The sequence below is a fragment of the Microbacterium indicum DSM 19969 genome (genome assembly GCF_000422385.1).
GTDB classification, from domain to species: domain Bacteria; phylum Actinomycetota; class Actinomycetes; order Actinomycetales; family Microbacteriaceae; genus Microbacterium; species Microbacterium indicum.
The window spans coordinates 42,767-62,453 of sequence record NZ_AULR01000011.1 but is presented as its reverse complement, the minus strand read 5'-3'; the positions used below and the strand labels follow the sequence as shown (position 1 = coordinate 62,453).

The following is a 19,687-nucleotide window of genomic DNA, read 5'->3' as shown; positions in this document are numbered from 1 at the left end:
CCTGAGCGGCATGGCGAACCGCATCCTCCTGGTCAACGGGCCGAACCTCAACCTGCTCGGCACGCGCGAGCCCGAGGTCTACGGCTCCGACACCCTCGACGACATCGTCGCGCTCACGGTCGAGACCGCGCGGGTCGAGGAGCTGCAGGTCGTCGCGATGCAGTCGAACCACGAGGGCGAGATCGTCGACGCGATCCATTCGGCCCGCGAGGACTGCGCGGGCATCATCATCAACGCGGGCGCCTACACGCACACGTCGGTCGCGATCCGCGACGCCCTCAAGGCCGTCGCGCTGCCGTTCATCGAGGTGCACATCTCGAACGTGCATGCCCGCGAGGAGTTCCGGCACCGCTCCTACCTCAGCGACATCGCCGAGTGCGTCATCGTCGGCGCCGGGATCCAGGGGTACGAGTTCGCGGTCGAGCGGCTCGCCCGCGTCATCGCGTGAAGAGGGGCGAGGCACACGGCCTCGCCCCTCTCAGCGGGTCGCCGCACCCATTCGGCTTCCCGCGATGCGCCGAGTCCCACCCCGGCGCACGTCCTCATCAGCCCAGGTTGATCGCCATCTCGTTCGGAGCGGCGGGCAGGGCGTCGCTCTCGGCGATGACCTCGCCGGTCGCGAGGTCGACCGACACGACGCGCTCGTTCGCGACGTCGGCCACGTAGGCGACGGATCCGTCGGTCGTCAGAGCGGGGTGCGGATCCTGCCAGTCGGCCGGGCCCTCCCACGCGTCGATGACGGGGTACGCCGCCGTGAACTCGCCCGTCTCGGGATCGAGCACGTGGATGGATCCGTCGGTTCCGAGGTAGTACGCGTCGTCGCCCGGGCCGCGCACGACGCCGCGGTAGGTGTAGCCGAAGCCGTCGGTGTCGATGACGTCGTAGGTGTGCGCCGCGGTGTCGATGATCGTCGACTGGGTCAGGATGTAGCCCTCGGCGTCGGGGTCGGTCTTGTAGTCTCCGACGACGATGGGGCTCGTCTCGCTCACGTACGCGTTGCCCATGCGGCCGAACTCGTCGGGCGCCGTGAACTTCTCGAACGCGCCGTCCTGGAAGAGCAGCGCGCCGTTCTCGCACCCGAAGATCACCGACTCGCCCGCCGCGGTGCCCTCACCGTGGATCCCGGGGCACTCGTCGGACGACGCGAGCTCGTGGAAGTGGTCGCCGTGCGGCTCGAGGGCGACGGCGCCCGAGCGGCTCGATGCGTCGCCGACCGTCGTGACGAGCGTGCCGTCCTCGAGCTGGATCGAGACGCCGTGATGCGGCTCCTCGGACTGGTAGACGGTCGTCTCGGGCAGCTCGTCGCCGAGCGCGTCGGTGTCGAAGATCGTCGTCGTGCCGGTTCCGTCGGCGAACAGCACGGTCTCGTCGGCGTGGCGCACGACGTGGCCCGCGGCGTCGGCCTCGAACACGAGGTCGGTGAGCTCGGGCGTCGCCATGTCGAGGACCTGGAAGCCCTCGCTCGTCGTGACGAGCACGTTGTGGCCGTCGCCGACCGCGTTGACGCGGGTGAAGTCCTCGCTGTCGAACGCGTCGAGCGTCTCGAGGGTCGCGGCGTCGAGCACGAGCACCTGGCCCGCGATCGAGACGGCGAGGCGGCTGTTCGCGGCGACGCTCTCGGCCGCCGCCGTGGAGTCGGCGGAGGAGGCGGCCGTGTCCGCGGATCCGGACGCGCAGCCCGCGAGCATCGCGAGCGCTGCGAGGGATCCGGCGCCGGCCAGGATCATCTTCTTCTTCTTCATGTGTGTCTCTCTGGTTGTGAGGGGGACAGGGTCAGGGGGACAGGCCGGCGGCGATCAGCTGCGTGTTCGCGCGCATCATGGCGAGGTACGTCGGGGCGCCCTCGTCGGCCTCGGTCAGCGACTCGGTGAACAGCGGCACGACGTCGACGTCGATGCCGGCCTCGTCGGCGAGGACCTGCATGACGCGGTCGGGCTGGGAGGAGTCGGCGAAGATCGTCGGGACGCCCGTCGAGGTGATCGCGGTCGCGAGCTCCTCGAGGTCGGCGGCCGACGGCGAGGCGAGGGTCGTGCCGCTCGGGATCGCGGCGCCGACGACCTCGAAGCCGAAGCGATCGGCGAGGTATCCGAAGACGTGATGGTTCGTCACGAGTGCGCGCCGCTCGGCCGGGATCGCGGCGAAGGCGGCGGTCATCTCGGCGTCGACGTCGGCGAGGTCGGCGCGGTAGGACGCGGCGTTGTCGTGGACGGCGTCCGCGTCGATCCCGTCGACGGCCGCGAGCGCTTCCTCGAGCGCGTCGACGACGTCGACCATGCGGGCCGGATCGGTCCAGAAGTGGGGGTCGGGCGATCCCTCGGCGTAGTCGAGGACGTCGATGTGGTCGCCCGCGACGAATCGCTCGGCGCCCGCGTCGCCCGCGGTCGCGAAGTGCTGTTCGACGTTCTCCTCGAGGCCGAGGCCGTTGGATACGAGGAGGTCGGCGGCCTGGAGCCGCGCCGCCTCCTGAGCCGAGATCTCGAAGCTGTGCGGATCGGCGTTGGGCTTCATGAGCGTCGTGACCTCGGCCTCGTCGCCCGCGAGGGCGCGGGTCACGTCGCCGAGGATGTTGGTCGTGACGACGACCTGCGGATCCTCGTCCGCCCCGGCGCTCGCGCACCCCGAGAGGGCGAGCGCGCCGCCGGCGAGGAGCGCCACAAGCCCGCGCCGTACCCCGCCGGGCAGGACTACGGCGGAAGGTGGGGGTGTCGGGCCGGGGGGCGGCGTGTCGGCGGGGGTGGCGTGGTTTCCGCCGTGGTTGTGCTCCGGGGCCGGGGCGGCCCGCCGGGCGGTGCCGGGCTGCGGGGACGCGCCGGTGGGCCGGGCCGCCAAGCCGGTTCGCCGCACCCCGCGGGGCAGGACTACGGCGGAAAGTGGGGGTGTCGGGCCGGGGGTCGGCGTGTCGGCGGGGGTGGTGCGGTTTCCGCCGTGGTTGTGCTCCGGGGTCATCGGCCGACCTCGATCCCGACGGCGTGGTCGAGGGGGATCTCGCGGGCGATGCGGGCGCCGTCGGCATAGTCGATCTCGTACACGACCCCGGCGTCGGGGGCCGAGAGATACGCGCGCTGGGTGTCGACCACGAGCGTCGCGGCGGCGTCGGCGGTGAGGGGATCGGTGGATCCGCGATCGGAGCCGTCCTCACCGAAGACCCGGACCCGGCCGTCGCCGTCGAGCGCCACGACGTTCTCGCCCTCGTCGTCGGCCGCGACGACCTCGGTCAGCGTCGCGTCGACCGCGGCGCGCGACCACTCGCCCGCGCGTGTGTCGAGCAGCCAGAACCCGTTCTCGCCCGAGAGCCCCGCGACGGTCGGGCGGTTCTTGCGCCCCGCGAACCCCTCGGCCCGCGGCTCGTCCGACGGGTACGGGACGTCGGCGAACTCGACGTCGGATCCCGAGGCGACGGCGAGCAGCGCCTTGTCGGCGCACCCCACGACGGTCCCGACGCGGGTCGTGATCGACCCGGCGGGGTCGGCGCATTCGGCGGTCGCGACGACGGATCCCGACGCGTCGAGCGCCTCGGCGGCGTCGCCCGTCGCGACGATCGTGGCCTCGCCGACCGGCGCGACGACGCCCGAGGACGCTCCCGTGTCGATGCGGAACCGCTCGACGATCTCGCCCTCCGCGAGGGATGCCATGTCGATCGCCACGGCCTCGCCGGTCTCGGGCAGGAAGACGCCCGTCGTCCCGGCGGACGCGAGGGACGGAGTCGCGATCTCGGCCGCGCCCGCCGCCTCGATCGTCCCGATCACCCGCGGCTCCGCGCTGTAGTAGTGGAAGTGGTCGCCGTGATCCCAGGTCCAGGCGCCGCCGTCGACGACGTCGATCCCGGCGTCGGTCGTCACGAAGGCGAAGCGCCCGTCGGAGGCCACGGAGGAGGGGGATCCGACGGATCCGACGGCGACCTCGTCCGATGAGAGCAGGTCGGTCATCGTGACGGATCCGTCGCCAGAGACCGTGAGGAGGCGGGACTGCGGCTCGACGACCTCGGCCGCGCCGTCGACGTGGCCGTGGCCGTCGTCGAAGCCGACTGACGAGCCGGCGGACGGGGAGGCCGACGGCGCCGAGGGCCCGGAGGCCGCGCAGCCGGCGAGCAGGATGCCCGCCGCGACGAGCGCCGCGGCGGTGGGGATGGTGCGCGTCATGCGGTGATGGTGCTTTCCAGTGCGGGGACGTGGGCGGTGAGCCGGGCGGCGACGGCACGGACGGCGGCGGATCCGCCCGCCAGGAGGATCGCGACGCCGGCGATCGTGGGGCCGGCGGCCGTCGCGGCGTGCCAGGAGATCAGGAGCCCGATGAGGGCCGACGCCGCGCCGAACGCTGCGGCGAGGAGCATCGTGGCCGGGATCGAGCGCGTCCAGCGCCCCGCCGCGACGGCGGGCGCGAGGAGCATGCCGACGACGAGGAGGGATCCCACGGCCTGGTAGGACGCGACGACGGCGAGGGTCACGAGCGCCGTGAGCAGGACCTGCGCGAGCCGGGGTCGCAGCCCCAGCGTCTGCGCGACCCGCTCGTCGAACGCGGCGGCGACGAAGTGGCGGTGGAACGCGGCGGCGATCCCGAGGGTCGCGACGAGCGCCCCCGCGAGGAGCGCGACGTCGGGCCAGCGGACCGCGAGGACGTCGCCGAAGAGCATGACGGTCGCGTCGGTCGCGAAGCTGCGCGAGTGCGACACGATGATCACGCCGAGCGACAGCATCCCGACGAAGAGCAGGCCGATGCTCGTGTCGTACGAGAGGCGGCCGCGGCGCTGCAGCAGGCCGATCGTGCCGCTCATGGCCGCGGCGCTCACGGCCCCGCCGATGACCGGCGGCCAGCCGAGGAGCGTCGCGATCGCGACCCCCGGGAGCATGCCGTGGCCGATCGCCTCGCCGAGGAACGCCATGCCGCGGGTCACGACCCACGTGCCGACGACGGCGCAGATCGCCGCGACGAGGAGGCCGCCCAGGAGGGCTCGGGCCATGAACTCGGCGGTGAAGGGCTCGATCAACCAGGACACGGTCGGCGACACTACATGGAAATGAGAACGGTTATCAAATAGGGTGTGTCGCGTGCCCCACCCCGTTCTGCGCGCCTCCGGCCTGTGCTTCGCCTACGACCGAGAGGACGTGCTCCACGGCGTCGACGTCGCGCTCGCCGCGGGCGAGGTCACGGCGATCGTCGGCCCCAACGGGTCGGGCAAGTCGACGCTCGTCGAGCTCCTCGCGGGCGTCGCGGCGCCGCGCGAGGGGTCGGTCGAGCGCGACGGCGAGGTCGCCTACGTCGTGCAGCGGGCGCGGATCCCGCCTGGCCTCGCTCTCACGGTGCGGGAGGTCGTCGCGATGGGCACCTGGGCGCGTCGCCGCCCGCGCGCCCAGGTGCGTGAGATCGTGCGCGACGCCCTCGAGCGGGTGGATCTCGCGACCCTTGCGGGGCGGTCGATCCACGCCGTGTCGGGAGGGCAGCGGCAGCGCGCCCTCATCGCGCAGGGGATCGCGCGCGACGCCGCGATCCTGCTCCTCGATGAGCCCGCTGCGGGACTCGACGCCTCGAGCCGCGAGCGCACGCGCGGGATCCTCCGAGCCGAGGCCCGGCGGGGCCGCGCGGTCGGCTGGGTCACGCACGACGTGGAGGATGTCGCGATCGCCGATCGCGTGATCCGGCTCGAGGCCGGGCGGCTCGTGCCGCGGGAGCTCAGCGCGCCGAGTAGTGCTCGGGGAGGGGATCGGTGATGTCGGCGACCGTCGCGCCGAGCGCCTCGAGCAGGGCGTCGGCCTCGACGTAGCTCGCGAAGCCGTGGGCGCCCGCGCCCATCGAGACGCGCTTGCCCCGCATGCGCTCGTCGGCGTACACGGGCCAGGCGTTCGTGGATCCGAGGGGCACGATCGTGCCGCGCTCGTAGCCCGTGGCCGCGAGCGCGAGCGACGCCTCGGGAAGGCGCAGCTTGTTGACCCCGATGAGGGCGCGCAGCTTGCCCCACGCGATCGCCCGGTCACCCGGCACGAGGGCGAAGTAGTACTGCTCGCCCTTGCCCTTGACGACGAGCGTCTTCACGATGTCGCTCGGGTCGATGCCGCGCAGCGTCGCGGCCTCCTCGAGCGACCCCGCGCGCGGCGAGGTGCGGACCTCGACGTCGACGCCGAGCTCGGCCGCGTGGTCGCGCAGGCGGCGCGACGGATCCTCGGGGCCGGTGTCGGGTGCGATCTCGGTTGTCATGGATCCTCCGGGGGAGAGAAAAGAGGCGGGATCCGCATTTGCGGATCCCGCCTCGAAGGGGGTCTTACGCGTCGGGCGACGCGACCGGCTCGTCGGCGACCCAGAGCTCGTCGTCGGCGCTCAGCGCGCGATACGCGGCGACGAAGATGCCGACCGCGGCGGCGATGCCGAGAACCGCGGCGATGACCGCGCCGGCGTTCGACTTCTTCTTCGGCTCCTCGATCACGATCGTGCGCGCGCCGAGCTTCGTCGCCGTCGCGTCGTAGGCGCCGGCGAGGCGACCCACGACGCTGCCGGCGGCGGGGATCACGCGGCCATCGAAGAACTTCTTGCCCTTCGCGTAGCCGGCCTCGGCGTAGGGGCGGGCCCGGTTGACGGACGGCTCGACGTACTTCCTGTAGCGGGCGCGCGCCTCGGGGACGACGACCTCCTCGCCCAGGTGGCGGAGCTGCGAGCCCGTCGCGCGGGCCAGATCGGCGGCGTCTGCCGCGACGAGCCGCTGAGCCTCCAGCACCTTCTCGGCGGTGCCCTGCAGCTTGCGGAGCTCCTTCTTGCGCTTCTTGCTGAGGCTGACGCTCACGTTGTCCTCCCGCGTAGACAGTCGCCTCCCGAGGAGGGAGACATCGGTTGCTGTCATCCTGCCAGATCCCGCGGCGAACCCGCGAGACATCCCGGCTCCTCTGAGAGAATGGATCGCATGACTCAGCACACGGCCGTCGCGACGGTCCACACGAACCACGGCGACATCGTCATCAACCTCTTCGGCGACCACGCCCCCGAGACGGTCGCGAACTTCATCGGCCTGTCGACGGGCGAGAAGGAGTGGATCGACCCCCGCACCGGCGAGAAGGGCGAGGGCGCGCTCTACAAGGACGTCATCTTCCACCGCATCATCCCGGGCTTCATGATCCAGGGCGGCGACCCGCTCGGCCAGGGCATCGGCGGCCCCGGCTACAACTTCGACGACGAGATCCACCCCGAGCTCGACTTCAACGAGCCCTTCATCCTCGCGATGGCGAACGCGGGCAAGCGCCCCAACTCGTTCGGCAAGATGAGCGGCACGAACGGCTCGCAGTTCTTCATCACGACCGACCCGACGCCGTGGCTGCAGGGCAAGCACACGATCTTCGGCGCCGTCGCCGACGACGACTCGAAGAAGGTCGTCGCCGAGATCGCGGCGGTCCGCACCGGCGCGCAGGACAAGCCCGTCGACGACGTCGTGATCTCGTCGATCGACATCGCGAACGTCTGAGACCGACCCCGCCGAAGCTCTGCCGATCGGATCCGCGCCGCAGTGACGTCTGAAACCCGCAACCCCGACAACTACTGCTACCGCCACCCCGATCGGCAGAGCTTCGTGCTGTGCCAGCGGTGCATGCGCACCATCTGCCCCGAGTGCCAGACGCAGGCCGCCGTCGGCGTGATCTGCCCCGAGTGCCTCCGCGATCAGAAGAAGAACCGCACCCCCGCACAGAAGCGGGCGGCGCGGCGCTGGGGGCGCGGGGCCGGATCCGCGGTCTCCTTCGGTTCGGGCGGCACGCGCGGCATGATGGTGATCTTCGTGATCACGGCCGTCGCCTACCTGCTGCAGATGGCTGGATCCGTGATCCCCGGCCTCGACATCCAGAGCTGGTTCGCGTTCTGTGCCCCCTACGAGTATCCGAACCTCACGGGCACGTTCCAGCCCTGGCGTATTCTCACGGCGGCATTCGTCCACGGCGGCTTCTGGCACGTCGGCCTCAACATGCTGTCCCTGTGGATGGTGGGGCGCGTCCTCGAGCCGATGATCGGCACCGGGCGCTTCGTCGCCACCTATCTCCTGAGCGCGGCCGGCGGATCCGCGGCCGTCGCCGTCCTCGCGTTCTCGACCCCCGTCGTCGGCGCATCGGGCGCGATCTTCGGCCTGTTCGGCGCCCTCCTGGTCATCGGGCGCCACCTCGGTGCGAACGTCACCGGAATGTATGTCGTTCTCGGCATAAACCTCGTCATCGGCTTCATCCCCGGCATGGGCGTCTCCTGGCAGGCGCACGTCGGGGGTCTCGTGGTCGGCGCGCTCGTCGGCCTCGTCCTCACCCGCACGCGCCGGCCGAAGCAGCGCACGGCGCAGATCTGGCTGCTCGTCGCGGTCGGCGCCTTCGTCGCGGCGCTCTTCGTCGTGCCGGTTCTCACGGGGTACGTGACCCTCACCTAGCGGCAGGCCGCTCGCGCAGCGCGGCGTCGGGCGCATGACGACGGCAGATCTTCGCCCGGGCGGTCCGACACGCCGGCTCCCGGGATCCGGCGGCGATCTCCGCCGTCGTCGTGCGATCGCCGCCGCCTCGCGCGAAGGGGGTGAACAGCGGGGTGGGAACCGGGCCTCGCGCCAGATGTATTTGGAAGAATGGTGTGTGAGAGAGGAGGTTCCGCGCTCCGGCGCCGGAACCCCTGATCCCGTCTGCGCCTGAATCCTCGGGCGCGGGCGATCAGAGCCCGTGGGGGGATCTGGAACGCCGCGTACCCGAAACGCGGCGCTTCGTCATGCTCCCGCCGCGGCGCAGCCGCACGCGGTGCGGTCGTTCTGCATGCACCGAGAACCACACCCTGGGACGCAATGACCAACTCGACATCTCGGCCTGCCCGCAAGCAGGCATCCCCCTGGCGCGCGCTCGTCGCGGGCCTCCTCGCCGCGATGCTCGCGGTCTTCGGCCTGGCAGCGCCTGCGCAGGCCGCCGAGACGGGCGGCGTGACGCTCACCGTCGACTACGGCGGACAGAGCTACGACGGGACGACCGTCGTGACGCCCGGCACGAGCTACAGCGCGCGGATCCAGTACTACGTGCCCGACCTCACGCCCGGCGGGACCGCGACGATCGTCGTCCCCGACGGCGTCACGGTGCCCGAGTCGGCGCTCACGGTGCCGTCCGGCAACCGCAACGTGAAGTCCCTCGCGCTCGACGGCGACGGCAACGTCGTCGTGACGTTCGCGGATCCGCTCGACACCACGCAGAACCAGGGAGTGCTCGGGTTCGACTTCGTCTTCGACGAGCCCTCCGAGGGCACGGGCTACCGCGACATCACGTGGACGGCGGGCGGTCAGACGACGTCGACGCAGGTCATCGTCCGCGACCGCGACGACGAGCTGAAGCCGACGGATCTCGCCGACGCGCTCGCGAAGAGCGTCGTCGACGGCGGCGACCTCTCGCGCTACCTCTCGGCCGCCGACGGCGTCGTCACGGTCGACCCCGCGATCTCCGACGCGACCCTGCGCTACCAGGTCCGCATCGACTCGGCGAGCGCGCGCAGCGGCGCGATCGTCGTCGACACCCCGAGCGACTACCTCGCGATCGACGCCTCGAGCGTCACGGCGCGCATCACGACGTGGGACGAGGACGGGTTCCACGAGACCGTCTCCGACTTCGAGCTCCCCGCCGCGTCGTTCGACGGTGGGGTTCTGACGATCCCGGCGTTCGACATTCCCGCGGGGTCGCGGCTCGCGATCAGCTACGACGCACACGTCGCGGCCGACGAGGTCGAGGCGCTCCAAGCCGCGCTCCAGGCGAAGGTCGGCGCGAACGGCGGCTGGGCGAGCGTCGAGATCGGCAACAGCGTCGCGGTCGGCGGCGCGACGGCGCAGGCGAGCGTGTGGCCCGGCGTCAACGTCGCCGGCAAGCCGACGTTCGACGCGGGCGACGCGTTCCGCAAGCAGTCGAGCCTCTCGGGCAGCACCTCGATCCAGGTGGCCGACGACGGATCCCTCGTCGAGCCCGTCGACGTGACCTACACGCTGCGCGCCGACCTCACGGCGTTCGAGGACTTCCCCGAGCAGCTGACGCGCAACGTCGTCATCACCGACGAGCTGCCCGCGGGGATCCGCTGGGCCGACGACGTGCTCGCCGGCGCCGGCCTCACCCGGGTGTCGGGCGTCTCCGCCGACGCATTCGCGGGCGACGACCACGTCGGGACCTACCAGGTCGACGGCCAGACGCTCCTGATCAACGTCGGCCGCGACACCGCGACGAGCTGGACGCTGCAGGCGGCGGCCCAGATCATCAGCCCCGACGGGATGCCCGTCGACGCGAACTACTGGGACAACACGGTCGACCGCGCCTACACCGCGACCAACGCCGCGTCGTTCGCGTACCGCGACGGCGACGCCTACCGCGCGTCCGTCAGCGACACGCTGACGGTCCCCGTCGCGGGCGGCACCGAGGTCGACGACGCGCAGAAGTTCTCGAAGCGCACGAGCGACAGCCTCGTCCTACAGCCCGGCGAGTCCGCGGCGATGTCGTTCACCTTCACCGTCGGCTCGGGCGCCGTCCCCGACCTCGCGTCGACGCGGATCATCGATGAGATCGACCAGGCCGTGTTCGACACGAGCGACCTCGACGCCATCCGCGACTCGATCTCGGGCGCGTACGGCTGGGAGTCGGGCCTCCAGGCCGACGACTTCGACCTCGCGCTGAACGACGCGGGCGAGCTCGTCATCACGACGAGCGACACCTTCGGGTCCCATCTCACGTGGGCGAAGCCCGCGGCCGGCGCCGCTCTGACGGGGCAGCTGAGCTTCTCGATCAGCCTCCCCCTGCAGCCGATCGTCGGCAAGACGAGCATCGACGTCACGAACCGCGCTCGCGTGGAGGGCGACGGCCAGGAGCAGATCACCTGGGTTTCGGAGGCGACCGGATCCGCGACGAGCTGGGGCGACGAGCTCGAGCTGTCGAAGCAGATCTACGCCGGGGACGGCCAGTGGACGAAGAACCTGCGCGTCGACCGCGCCGACGACGGCACGGCGGCCCAGAAGCAGGTCGTGTACCGGATCCAGCTGATCCCGCACGGCGACTACCACGGCATCGCGATCCTGCCGATCGACGACGTGCTGCCGGACGGGGTGACCTTCGCGGGGTTCGTCTCGGACGGATCGCTCGACGCGGGTGACATCGCCTCGACCGACAGCATCCAGATGGGCGGCGGCGTCGTCGCGACCTGGAACGCGGCGGCCGGCACGATCGAGATCCGCCAGTCGAGCGGTACGGTCCTTCCGCAGAGCGCGGACAGCCACGTGAACTTCGCTGTCGCCCTCGACGACGATCTCGCGGACGACCAGGGCGTGACGAACGCCGTCGGCGGCGAGTCGGCGACGTTCACCGTGACCGACGGCTACCCGCTGTCGATCCTCAAGCGCGACTCGACGAACCCCGATGCCCTGATCACCGACCGCGATGCGCGGTTCACGATCACGGCCCCCGACGGGCACGTCGTGACCGACGACGCGTACGTCGTCGACGGGCAGCTGGTCGCCGCGGGCGACGCCGCGATCGCCGTTCCCGCGAACGCCGACGGATCCGCGCCGGCCGGCGACTACACCGTCACCGAGACCGTCGCGCCCGCGGGCTACGCGCTCGCGACCGCGCCGATCACGGTCACGATCGGGGCCGACGGAACCTCCGACGCCGTGGTGTTCTACAACACCCCGACCGACGAGCCCGCTCCGGTTCCGACCGAGACCCCGACGCCGGAGCCCACGGCCGACCCGACGGACGAGCCGACGCCCGCGCCCACGGTGGATCCGACTGCGGACCCGACGCCGACCCCGACGGCAGAGCCGACGGATGAGCCGACTCCCTCGCCGACGCTGGATCCGACGCCCACTCCGACGGCCGACCCGACTCCGACGGCGACGCCGGATCCGACCGAGGACCCGACGCCGACGGCAACGCCTACGGTGGATCCGACGCCGACCGTGACCCCGACGAAGGATCCGACGCCGACGCCGGCCCCGACGGTGGATCCGACCGAGGACCCGACGCCCACGCCGACGGATGAGCCGACGCCGACTCCGACGGTCGACCCGACGCCGACGGCGACGCCCACGGTGGACCCGACGCCGACCGTGACCCCGACGAAGGATCCGACTCCGGCCCCGACGGCCGACCCGACGCCGACGCCGACGGCGACGCCCACGTCGGACCCGACCCCGGCCCCCACGAAGTCTCCGACTCCGGCCCCGACAGCCGACCCGACCCCGCACCCCGGGCCCACGATCGATCCCACTCCGACGGCGGATCCGACCGAGGACCCGACGCCGACTCCGACGCCCACGTCGGACCCGACGCCGTCCGAGGAGCCGACGCCGACGCCGACGGTTAACCCGACCCCGACGACGGACCCGACCGTGACGCCGACGGCCGACCCGACCCCGGCGCCGCCGACGGATCCCACCGAGGACCCCACCGCGACGCCCGCTGCCTCGGCGACGGCCGCGACGCCCGGCACCCCCGCCGCGCCATCGGGTGACGACGAGACCCCGGCGCCCGGCGCCGACGGCCTCACCGCCACGGGAGGCGCGATGGGTACGGCGATCGCCGGGATCGGCGGTCTGCTGCTGATCGCGGGCCTCGCGCTCGTGCTCATGCGCCGCCGCACCCAGCGGTAGCCGATACGACAGAAGGGCCTGGCCCGCGCTTCGGCGCGGAGCCAGGCCCTTCTGCGTGCGACCCGTTATCCACGGATCGCCCGGAGTTCTCCCCGTGTTGTGCACGTGTTGTCCACGGGAATCAGGCGATTATCCCCGGAGTTATCCACAGATCTGTCCCCAGGTGGGGATAATCACACCGGTGTTATTCACACCTGGGGACGCCCCTGTGGAGGAGTTACACGCGTGTAATTAGGACAGCCCGTTGTCGCTCAGCCACTGCGTGGCGATGTCGGCGGCCGACATCTCGTCCTCGGTGCTCTGCACGTTCATCGCGACGAGGCCCTCGGGCGTGAGGGCCTCGCTGATCGGGTCGATGACCTCCCCGATCTCGTCGGCCTCGTCGGCCGCGACGATCGGGACGACGTTGGACGCGAGGATCAGGCCCTTCGGGTCTTCGAGCGTCACGAGGTCGTCGGTCTGGATCCGCGGGTCGGCCGTGAACACGTTGCCGACCTGGATCGATCCCGCGACGAGCTCGTCGACCGTCGTGTCGCCCGTCGCCGAGAACGCGAGGTCGAGGCCGTAGACCGACTTCGCGCCCTCGGGGCCGTACGGGCGCTCCTCGAGCTCGGCGGGGCCGCCGAGGGTGACGGTGCCGTCGACGTTCGCGAGGTCGGCGATCGACGTCAGCGAGTTCTGCTCGGCGTAGTCGGCCGTGACGGTGTAGGAGTCGCCGTCGGTCGCGCTCGCCTGCTCGAGGGCGGTGATCCCGTCGGGCAGCGCGTCCTGCAGTTCGGCGTAGACGTCGTCGGACGAGGTCGCCGTCGTGTCGGGCGAGTAGTACTGCAGCAGGTTGCCCGTGTACTCGGGGAAGAGCGTGATCTCGCCGCTCTCGATCGACGGCATGTAGGCGTCGCGCTGGCCGATGTTGAACTGGCGATCGACGTCGAAGCCGGCGCCCTCGAGCGCCTGGGCGTAGATCTCGGCGATGATCTCGTTCGAGTAGTACGCCTGCGAGCCGACGACGATCGTGCCGTCGGCCGCGGGCGTCGCGGAGGAGTCGGAGGCGAGCGGATCGCTCGAGCCGCAGCCCGCGAGCCCGAGAGCGAGGACGGCGGCGCCGGCGACGGCCGCGGTTGCGCGAATCTTCATGGGAGTACCGCCTTTGCTGAGGGTGACGGGGACAACCCGACCCTAATCGGAACTGCCGACACGCGGGCCGTTCGTCAGCGATCCGCCCCGACGGGCGCCGCGAGGGGATCGGGAGACCTCTTCCCGATCCTCACGACCGCGACGGCGGCGAGGACGGCGACGAGCGCGATCCCGCCCCAGATTCCCACGACGGCCCACGATGCGCCCGCGAGGACGAGGAGCGGAACGAAGCTGATCGCCGTGACCTCGACGGGCAGCACGGGGAGGTAGGCGATCGCGAAGTCCTCCATCGTGCGCGAGTTCATGCGCGGATCCACGATGCGCAGCAGCGCGATGCCCGTCGAGACCGCGCCGGTCGCCCAGCCCCAGGTGAACAGCTGACGCTCGAACCAGCCGTCGCCCATCATGCGGGGGGCGAGGACGAGGCCCATGACGAGGCAGAGCGCGAGGCCGACGATGAAGAGCACGAGCAGAGACGCCCAGTGGTTCGCGACGATGCTCGGGACGATCGAGACCATGCCGCAGACGACGAGCACGTCGGTCGCCGTCCCTGAGATCGACCGCAGCGAATCGGCGTCGACGAAGCGCTTCGTGCGGGTCGCGGTCAGCAGGCCCCGCGCGATGAGCCCGAGGATGAACGCGATCGAGAACATGGGGAAGGCGATGCCCGGCAGGAGCTGCCCGAGGAGGAGGTTGATCCCATAGGCGCCGGCCGAGAGGCCGATGACGATCCCGCCCTGGACGGCGAGCGACTCCACGGTTCCCCCCGAGAAGGTGTGGGTCCCGATGACGGGGCGCGGCGCCACCTGGTCGAGGACTCCCGTCCGCAGGTCGGCCGGGACGCTCTTCATCCCGGCGAACTCGCGGGCGTGGCCCCGTGTGGCGCCGATCTTCGCCTGGATCACGCCGCCGAGGATCCCGACGAGCATGCCGACGGTCGCGGCCGTGAAGGCGAGCGACTGGACCTCGGGGTCGCCGGCGTCGGCGAACACCGTGCCGATCGCGGCGGCGGATCCGAACCCTCCGGCCCAGCCGGCGAACAGGAGCATGCCGATGCTGTCGGGGGCGCCGAAGAGCGGTCCGAGGACGAGGAGCACGAGGAGCATCCCGACCGCCACTTGCACCGCGTACATCAGGACGCCGTAGCTCGCGAAGCCCGCGACGGATCGCCCGATCTTGAAGATGTTGAAGTCGTCCGTCAGGGCGAGGCAGGCGAACACGACGACGATCAGCAGCGACGAGTAGGTGCCGACCTGATCCGAGAACGGCAGCAAGCCCAGCATGTTCGGGCCGAGGACGAGCCCCAGGACGCCGGCGATGACGGAGGCGGGGATCATGGCCGCCTGGAGGGGCTTGAGCGTCGCGCGCAGGAGCGTGCCGAGGACGAGGAGCGCGCCGATGAGGCCCGCGTCGACGAGAAGGGATTGCGGCGTGAAGTCCATGGGTCTTCTCCGGGAGGTCGAGAGGAAAGGGGATCAGGCGAACGCGTCGGCGACGAGGTCGAGGAGGCCGAGCGGATCTCCGGGCGCGACGCGCGCGCACAGCGGATAGTCGGCTTCCGCGCCGGCGAGCGGCACGAACGCGACGCCGGGCCAGGGGCGCTCGGCGACGGACTCGGGGATGAGCGAGACGCCGAGACCGGCGCCGACGAGGCCGAGCATGGCCTGCTCGCTCGCGACCCGCGAGGCGATCCGCAGTGCGGACCCGGCTCGGAGGAACACCGACGTCGTGAGGTCGAAGGCGACGGGCGCACGCTCGCGGTCGAAGAGGACGAGCGGCTCGTCGGCGAGTTCCGCGACGGTGAGCGACTCGGCCGCGGCGAACGCGTGGCCCTCGGGGACCGCGACGCAGAAGCGCTCGCGGAGCACGATGCGTCGGTCGTCTGCGTCGTGCGTGACATCGCGGACGAGCACGAGGTCGAGGTCGCCGTTCTCGAGCGCGGCGGTGAGCTGCGCGCTGCCGCCGTCGACGACGTCGAGCGAGAAGCCGCTGAGCGCGGGGATGAGGCGCTGCCCGAGCGTCGGGAACACCGAGCTCGCGGCTCCCATCCGCAGGCGGCGGGCCCGGGGGAGGTCCTGCGCGGTCGCCGCGATGTGCAGGAGCGCCTCGACTCGCCGACGGATCTCGAGGGACTCCGGGTAGATCGCGTCGGCGGCCGGCGTCGGGGCGACGTCGCGCGGGCCGCGCTCGAAGAGCTGGGCGTCGAGGTGGGCCTCGAGTGATCCGACCGCCTGCGACACCGCCGACTGAGCCATGCCGAGAGCCTTCGCGGCGCGGGTGAAGCTGCGCTCGCTGTACACGGCGACGAAGCAGCGGAGCTGGCGGACGGTGACGTCGCTCATGCCGCGACCGGCGCGGTCGCGAACCGCGAGGGGGCGAACGGCGCGAGGTCGAACCGCGGCTCGCGGTCGAGTGCGAGGTCAGCGAGGGCGTCGCCGAACGCGGGGGTCAGCTTGAAGCCGTGCCCCGAGAACCCCGTTCCCACGACCACGCGCTCACTCAGTCGGCCGAGGAGGGCCGTCTTGTCGGCAGTGAACACGTCCATGTGCACCGAGCCGCGGGAGACGGCGGCGGGGAGGGTCGGCACGAGGCGGTGGACGTCGCGCGCGACGCGATCGCGCTGCTCGAGGGTCATCCGCCGGACGAGGGCATCCGGCTCGTCGACCGACTCCCACTTCGCGTCGTATCCGACCTTCACGAGAGATCCGTCGAGCGTCGGCACGCCGAAGAGGTGGGTCTCTCCGTGGTCGCGGATGAAGGCGGGGAACACCGCGGCGTCGAACGAACGGGGGTCGTCGGGGGCGAACCAGGTGAGGGCGAGCGGTTTGATCTCGAGGAGCGCGCCGAGGTCGGGGAGGAGCGCCGAGGTCCAGGCGCCGGCGGTCACGATCACCTGGGCCGCGTCGATCGTCCCGTCGGCCGTCGTGACCGTGACCCCGCTCGCCGTCTCGTCGATCGCGACGACGTCGGTGTGGTCGCGCAGCTCTGCGCCGGCCTCGAGCGCGCGGCGCTGGATCTCGGCGACGGCCGATTCGGGACGCAGGACGCCGCCGAGGCGGTCGAGCACGCCGATCTCGTCGGTGATGAGGCCGTGCTGCGGATAGCGGGCGCGGATCTCGTCGGCGTCCAGGACCTCGTGGTCGATCCCGGAGCCCGCGAGCGAGGCGCGCACCTGCTCGAGCTGAGGCGCATCGGGGCTGCCGATCGAGAGCACGCCGGTGTCGTGGAAGATCCTGCTGCACCCGCCGAGCTCGAGGTCGAGCCAGGACTCCCGCGACGAGAGGAGCATCGGAACGTAGTGCGCGCCCTCGTGGTACGCGGCGCGGAAGAGGCGGCTCTCGCCGGCGTACGCCCCGTCGTCGTGCAGGCGCGAGCGCGACTCGAGCCCGATCACTCGTGCGCCCTGCTGCGCTGCGCGCCAGGCGGCCCAGGACCCGGCCGCGCCGAGCCCGATGACGATCACATCTGCATCCATACCTGCAGAGCCTGCCGGGCGTCGCCTGACAAAGCAATCGGTTCGACCGATCGATCGAGATCGTTTACATCCGTGAAACCGATCGATAGGCGTCAGCGCGCCGCGACGCCCCGCGGGCGCGCGGCCCGCTGCAGGATCGCGAACACCCCGTCGAGCACGAGAGCGAGGGCCGCGACCGCCAGCGCGCCGCCGAGGACCTGGTCGAAGCGGCGCAGCGGGATTCCCTGGATGATCGCGTAGCCGAGCCCGCCGAGGTTCACGTACGCCGCGATCGTCACGGTCGCGACGACCTGCAGCACCGCCGAGCGGATCCCGCCGACGAGGAGCGGCAGCCCGAGAGGCGCCTCGATGCGCCAGAGGATCTGCCACTCGGTCATGCCCATCGCGCGGCCCGCGTCGATCGTGCGGCGGTCGATCGCGTCGAGGCCCGTGTAGGCGCCCGCGAGGATCGACGGGATCGCGAGGACGACGAACGCGATCATCGCCGCCTCGGGGCGGTGGGTCACGCCGAGGATCAGCACGAGCAGGAGGATGAGGCCGAAGGACGGGACCGCACGCGCGGCACCGGACAGCGCCACCGCGACGCCGCGCCCGCGCCCCGTGTGGCCGATCGCCCACCCGAGCGGGATCGCGATGACGGCGGCGATCGCGACCGCGAGGAAGGTGTAGGCGAGGTGCTCGGCGAAGGCGGCGGGGAGAGGGTGCGAGTCGGTCAGCCGATCGGGCGAGAAGAGCCAGGCGAGGGCATCGGCGATGAGGTTCACGCGCGCCCCCTGTTCCACGGCATCGCGAGGCGGCCCGCGATCTGCAGCAGGAGGTCGATCACGATCGCCACGACGGCGACCGCGATCACGCCGACGAGGATCTCCTCGGTGATCCGGCGCTGGAAGCCGTTCGTGAAGAGGTAGCCGAGGTTCGTGACGCCGATGAGGGCGCCGACGGTCGCGAGGGCGACGGTGCTCACGGCGGTGACGCGCAGCCCCGCGAGGATGACGGGGCCCGCGAGGGGCAGGTCGACCGCGAAGAACCGGCGCACGGATCCGTAGCCCATCGCGAGCGCGGCCTGCCGCACGTCGGCGTCGACGGCGTCGAACCCGTCGGCCGCCGAGCGCACCAGGAGGGCGACGGCGTAGATCGTGAGCGCGAGCACGAGGTTGAGCTCGCTGAGGGCGCTGATCCCGAAGATCACCGGAAGCAGCGGAAGCAGCGCGAGCGACGGCAGCGTGTACAGCAGGCCCGTGACCGTGAGGACGAAGCCCCGCACGGCGCGGAAGCGGTGCGCGACCCAGCCGAGCGGGATCGCGATGACCAGCCCGTAGAGGATCGGCGGCAGGCTCTGACGCAGGTGCTCGCCGATGAGCTGCGCGATGAGGCCGATGTTGTCGAGCGTCCAGGTCACGCGCCGAGCATCCCCTGCACGCGCCCCGTCGCGTCGACGACCGCGGTGCCGTTCGGCGTCTCGCGCAGGCTCAGCGCGCGCGGCCCGCCCGCGAGACCCACGAAGTCGCGCACGAAGTCGTCGGCCGGGTTCTCGAGGATCTCGTTCGGCGTGCCCTGCTGTGCGATCCGCCCGCCCTTCGCGAGGATCACGACCTCGTCGCCCAGGAGGAACGCCTCGTCGATGTCGTGCGTCACGAACACCGTCGTCTTGCCGAGCTCGGCCTGGAGGCGCAGGAGCTCGGCCTGCAGCTCGCGCCGCACGATGGGGTCGACGGCGCCGAACGGCTCGTCCATCAGGAGGATGTTGGGGTCGGCCGCGAGCGCCCGCGCGACACCGACGCGCTGCTGCTGGCCGCCCGAGAGCTGCGAGGGGTAGCGCTTCGCGAGCGCGCCGTCGAGGCCGACGGTGTCCATGAGGGCTCGGGCCCTCTCGCGCGCCGCCGGGCGCTTCGCCCCCGCGAGCACGGGGACCGTCGCGATGTTGTCGATGACCGTGACGTGCGGCAGCAGGCCCGAGCTCTGCATGACGTAGCCGATGCGGCGGCGCAGGGCGACGGGGTCCTCGTCGCGCACGTCGACGTCGTCGATGAGGACGGATCCGCCGGTCGGCTCGACCATGCGGTTCACCATGCGCAACAGCGTCGTCTTGCCCGACCCCGAGGATCCGACGAGGACGACGGTCCGGTGCGAGGGCACGACGAGGCTCACGTCGGCGACAGCGACCGTGCCGCCGGGGTACTCCTTGCGAACCGAGCGGAACTCGATCATGGGGAGCCGATCGATCCCTAGCGCCAGCGCGTGGCCATGATGAGGCCGATGAGGGCGAGGCCGCCGCCGATCGCGAGGTTCCACGCGCCGATGTCGGGGATCGGCCAGAGGGCGCCCGAGAGGTAGAAGACGAGGATCCACGCGAGCCCGACGAGGAAGAACGCCACCATCACGGGCAGGAACCACGCGGGGTTCGGCATCGGCTCGCCCGGGACGCGGGCGAAGTCGTCGTCTTCCTCTGTGGTCTTCTTGCGTGCCATGGTCGTCAG

General features: G+C 71.7%; 19 protein-coding genes. 5 read left to right on the top strand and 14 right to left on the bottom strand.

The annotated features are described in order from the left end of the window. The first annotated feature begins 10 nt into the window (after nt 1-10). Entirely contained in the window at nt 11-448 is a 438-nt protein-coding gene (aroQ, locus tag H576_RS0108895) for a type II 3-dehydroquinate dehydratase (protein WP_029150647.1), read from the top strand. Between the two features lie 97 nt (nt 449-545). On the opposite strand, the gene aztD is transcribed toward aroQ, so the two are convergent. The 4 genes from aztD to aztB form a co-directional block, all read right to left on the bottom strand. Then, complete coding sequence (gene aztD / locus H576_RS0108890; protein WP_029150646.1) at nt 546-1,742, bottom strand: zinc metallochaperone AztD; 1,197 nt, start codon at nt 1,740-1,742, stop codon at nt 546-548. Nucleotides 1,743-1,773: 31 nt separating this feature from the next. Next, nucleotides 1,774-2,655: a zinc ABC transporter substrate-binding protein AztC gene (gene aztC, locus H576_RS0108885; RefSeq protein ID WP_245559152.1), complete on the bottom strand. Its 882-nt coding sequence runs from the start codon at nt 2,653-2,655 to the stop codon at nt 1,774-1,776. Between the two features lie 287 nt (nt 2,656-2,942). Continuing rightward, on the bottom strand, nt 2,943-4,139 hold the full coding sequence (locus H576_RS15080; protein ID WP_051172498.1) for a hypothetical protein: 1,197 nt from the start codon (nt 4,137-4,139) through the stop codon (nt 2,943-2,945). Continuing rightward, a complete protein-coding gene (aztB, locus tag H576_RS0108875) occupies nt 4,136-4,993 on the bottom strand; it encodes a zinc ABC transporter permease AztB (RefSeq protein WP_029150644.1) in 858 nt (285 codons plus the stop codon). Before aztB ends, H576_RS15080 begins: the two co-directional genes overlap by 4 nt. A 52-nt stretch (nt 4,994-5,045) precedes the next feature. Between aztB and aztA the strand changes: the two genes are divergently transcribed. After that, nucleotides 5,046-5,705 carry a zinc ABC transporter ATP-binding protein AztA gene (gene aztA / locus H576_RS15075; protein ID WP_051172495.1) on the top strand — a complete coding sequence of 220 codons (660 nt, stop codon included), beginning with the start codon at nt 5,046-5,048 and terminating at the stop codon, nt 5,703-5,705. Here aztA and H576_RS0108865 read toward each other — a convergent pair. Both H576_RS0108865 and H576_RS0108860 read right to left on the bottom strand, forming a co-directional pair. Next, on the bottom strand, nt 5,668-6,189 hold the full coding sequence (locus tag H576_RS0108865; RefSeq protein ID WP_036320146.1) for an aminoacyl-tRNA deacylase: 522 nt from the start codon (nt 6,187-6,189) through the stop codon (nt 5,668-5,670). The genes aztA and H576_RS0108865 overlap by 38 nt on opposite strands. Nucleotides 6,190-6,253: 64 nt before the next feature. Further along, nucleotides 6,254-6,769: a hypothetical protein gene (locus H576_RS0108860; RefSeq protein WP_051172492.1), complete on the bottom strand. Its 516-nt coding sequence runs from the start codon at nt 6,767-6,769 to the stop codon at nt 6,254-6,256. Between the two features lie 117 nt (nt 6,770-6,886). Between H576_RS0108860 and H576_RS0108855 the strand changes: the two genes are divergently transcribed. From H576_RS0108855 to H576_RS16885, 3 genes are all read left to right on the top strand, one after another. Continuing rightward, on the top strand, nt 6,887-7,441 hold the full coding sequence (locus H576_RS0108855) for a peptidylprolyl isomerase (RefSeq protein ID WP_029150641.1): 555 nt from the start codon (nt 6,887-6,889) through the stop codon (nt 7,439-7,441). 42 nt (nt 7,442-7,483) lie between these two features. After that, nucleotides 7,484-8,380 (top strand): rhomboid family intramembrane serine protease, encoded by an 897-nt coding sequence (locus H576_RS0108850; protein ID WP_029150640.1) that lies wholly within the window; start codon nt 7,484-7,486, stop codon nt 8,378-8,380. A gap of 399 nt (nt 8,381-8,779) precedes the next feature. After that, nucleotides 8,780-12,601, top strand: a complete 3,822-nt coding sequence (locus H576_RS16885; RefSeq protein ID WP_036320144.1) for a prealbumin-like fold domain-containing protein — start codon at nt 8,780-8,782, stop codon at nt 12,599-12,601. Nucleotides 12,602-12,832: 231 nt separating this feature from the next. On the opposite strand, the gene H576_RS0108840 is transcribed toward H576_RS16885, so the two are convergent. From H576_RS0108840 to H576_RS0108805, 8 genes are all read right to left on the bottom strand, one after another. Continuing rightward, a complete protein-coding gene (locus tag H576_RS0108840; protein WP_029150639.1) occupies nt 12,833-13,735 on the bottom strand; it encodes an ABC transporter substrate-binding protein in 903 nt (300 codons plus the stop codon). A gap of 74 nt (nt 13,736-13,809) precedes the next feature. Then, complete coding sequence (locus tag H576_RS15065; RefSeq protein ID WP_036320141.1) at nt 13,810-15,177, bottom strand: sodium/glutamate symporter; 1,368 nt, start codon at nt 15,175-15,177, stop codon at nt 13,810-13,812. A 33-nt stretch (nt 15,178-15,210) separates the two neighbouring features. Beyond that, the gene (locus tag H576_RS15060) at nt 15,211-16,077 is read right to left on the bottom strand and encodes a LysR family transcriptional regulator (RefSeq protein ID WP_036320138.1); all 867 of its coding nucleotides are present in this window, start codon (nt 16,075-16,077) and stop codon (nt 15,211-15,213) included. Continuing rightward, nucleotides 16,074-17,210 carry an N-methyl-L-tryptophan oxidase gene (gene solA / locus H576_RS0108825; protein ID WP_029150638.1) on the bottom strand — a complete coding sequence of 379 codons (1,137 nt, stop codon included), beginning with the start codon at nt 17,208-17,210 and terminating at the stop codon, nt 16,074-16,076. Before solA ends, H576_RS15060 begins: the two co-directional genes overlap by 4 nt. A 92-nt stretch (nt 17,211-17,302) precedes the next feature. Next, nucleotides 17,303-17,974 carry an ABC transporter permease gene (locus H576_RS0108820; RefSeq protein WP_029150637.1) on the bottom strand — a complete coding sequence of 224 codons (672 nt, stop codon included), beginning with the start codon at nt 17,972-17,974 and terminating at the stop codon, nt 17,303-17,305. Continuing rightward, the gene (locus H576_RS15055; protein WP_036320135.1) at nt 17,971-18,609 is read right to left on the bottom strand and encodes an ABC transporter permease; all 639 of its coding nucleotides are present in this window, start codon (nt 18,607-18,609) and stop codon (nt 17,971-17,973) included. Before H576_RS15055 ends, H576_RS0108820 begins: the two co-directional genes overlap by 4 nt. Then, nucleotides 18,606-19,418, bottom strand: coding sequence for an ABC transporter ATP-binding protein (locus H576_RS0108810; RefSeq protein WP_029150636.1), 813 nt, complete (start codon nt 19,416-19,418; stop codon nt 18,606-18,608). Before H576_RS0108810 ends, H576_RS15055 begins: the two co-directional genes overlap by 4 nt. 17 nt (nt 19,419-19,435) lie before the next feature. After that, on the bottom strand, nt 19,436-19,678 hold the full coding sequence (locus tag H576_RS0108805) for a cell division protein CrgA (protein WP_029150635.1): 243 nt from the start codon (nt 19,676-19,678) through the stop codon (nt 19,436-19,438). Nucleotides 19,679-19,687: the final 9 nt, after the last annotated feature.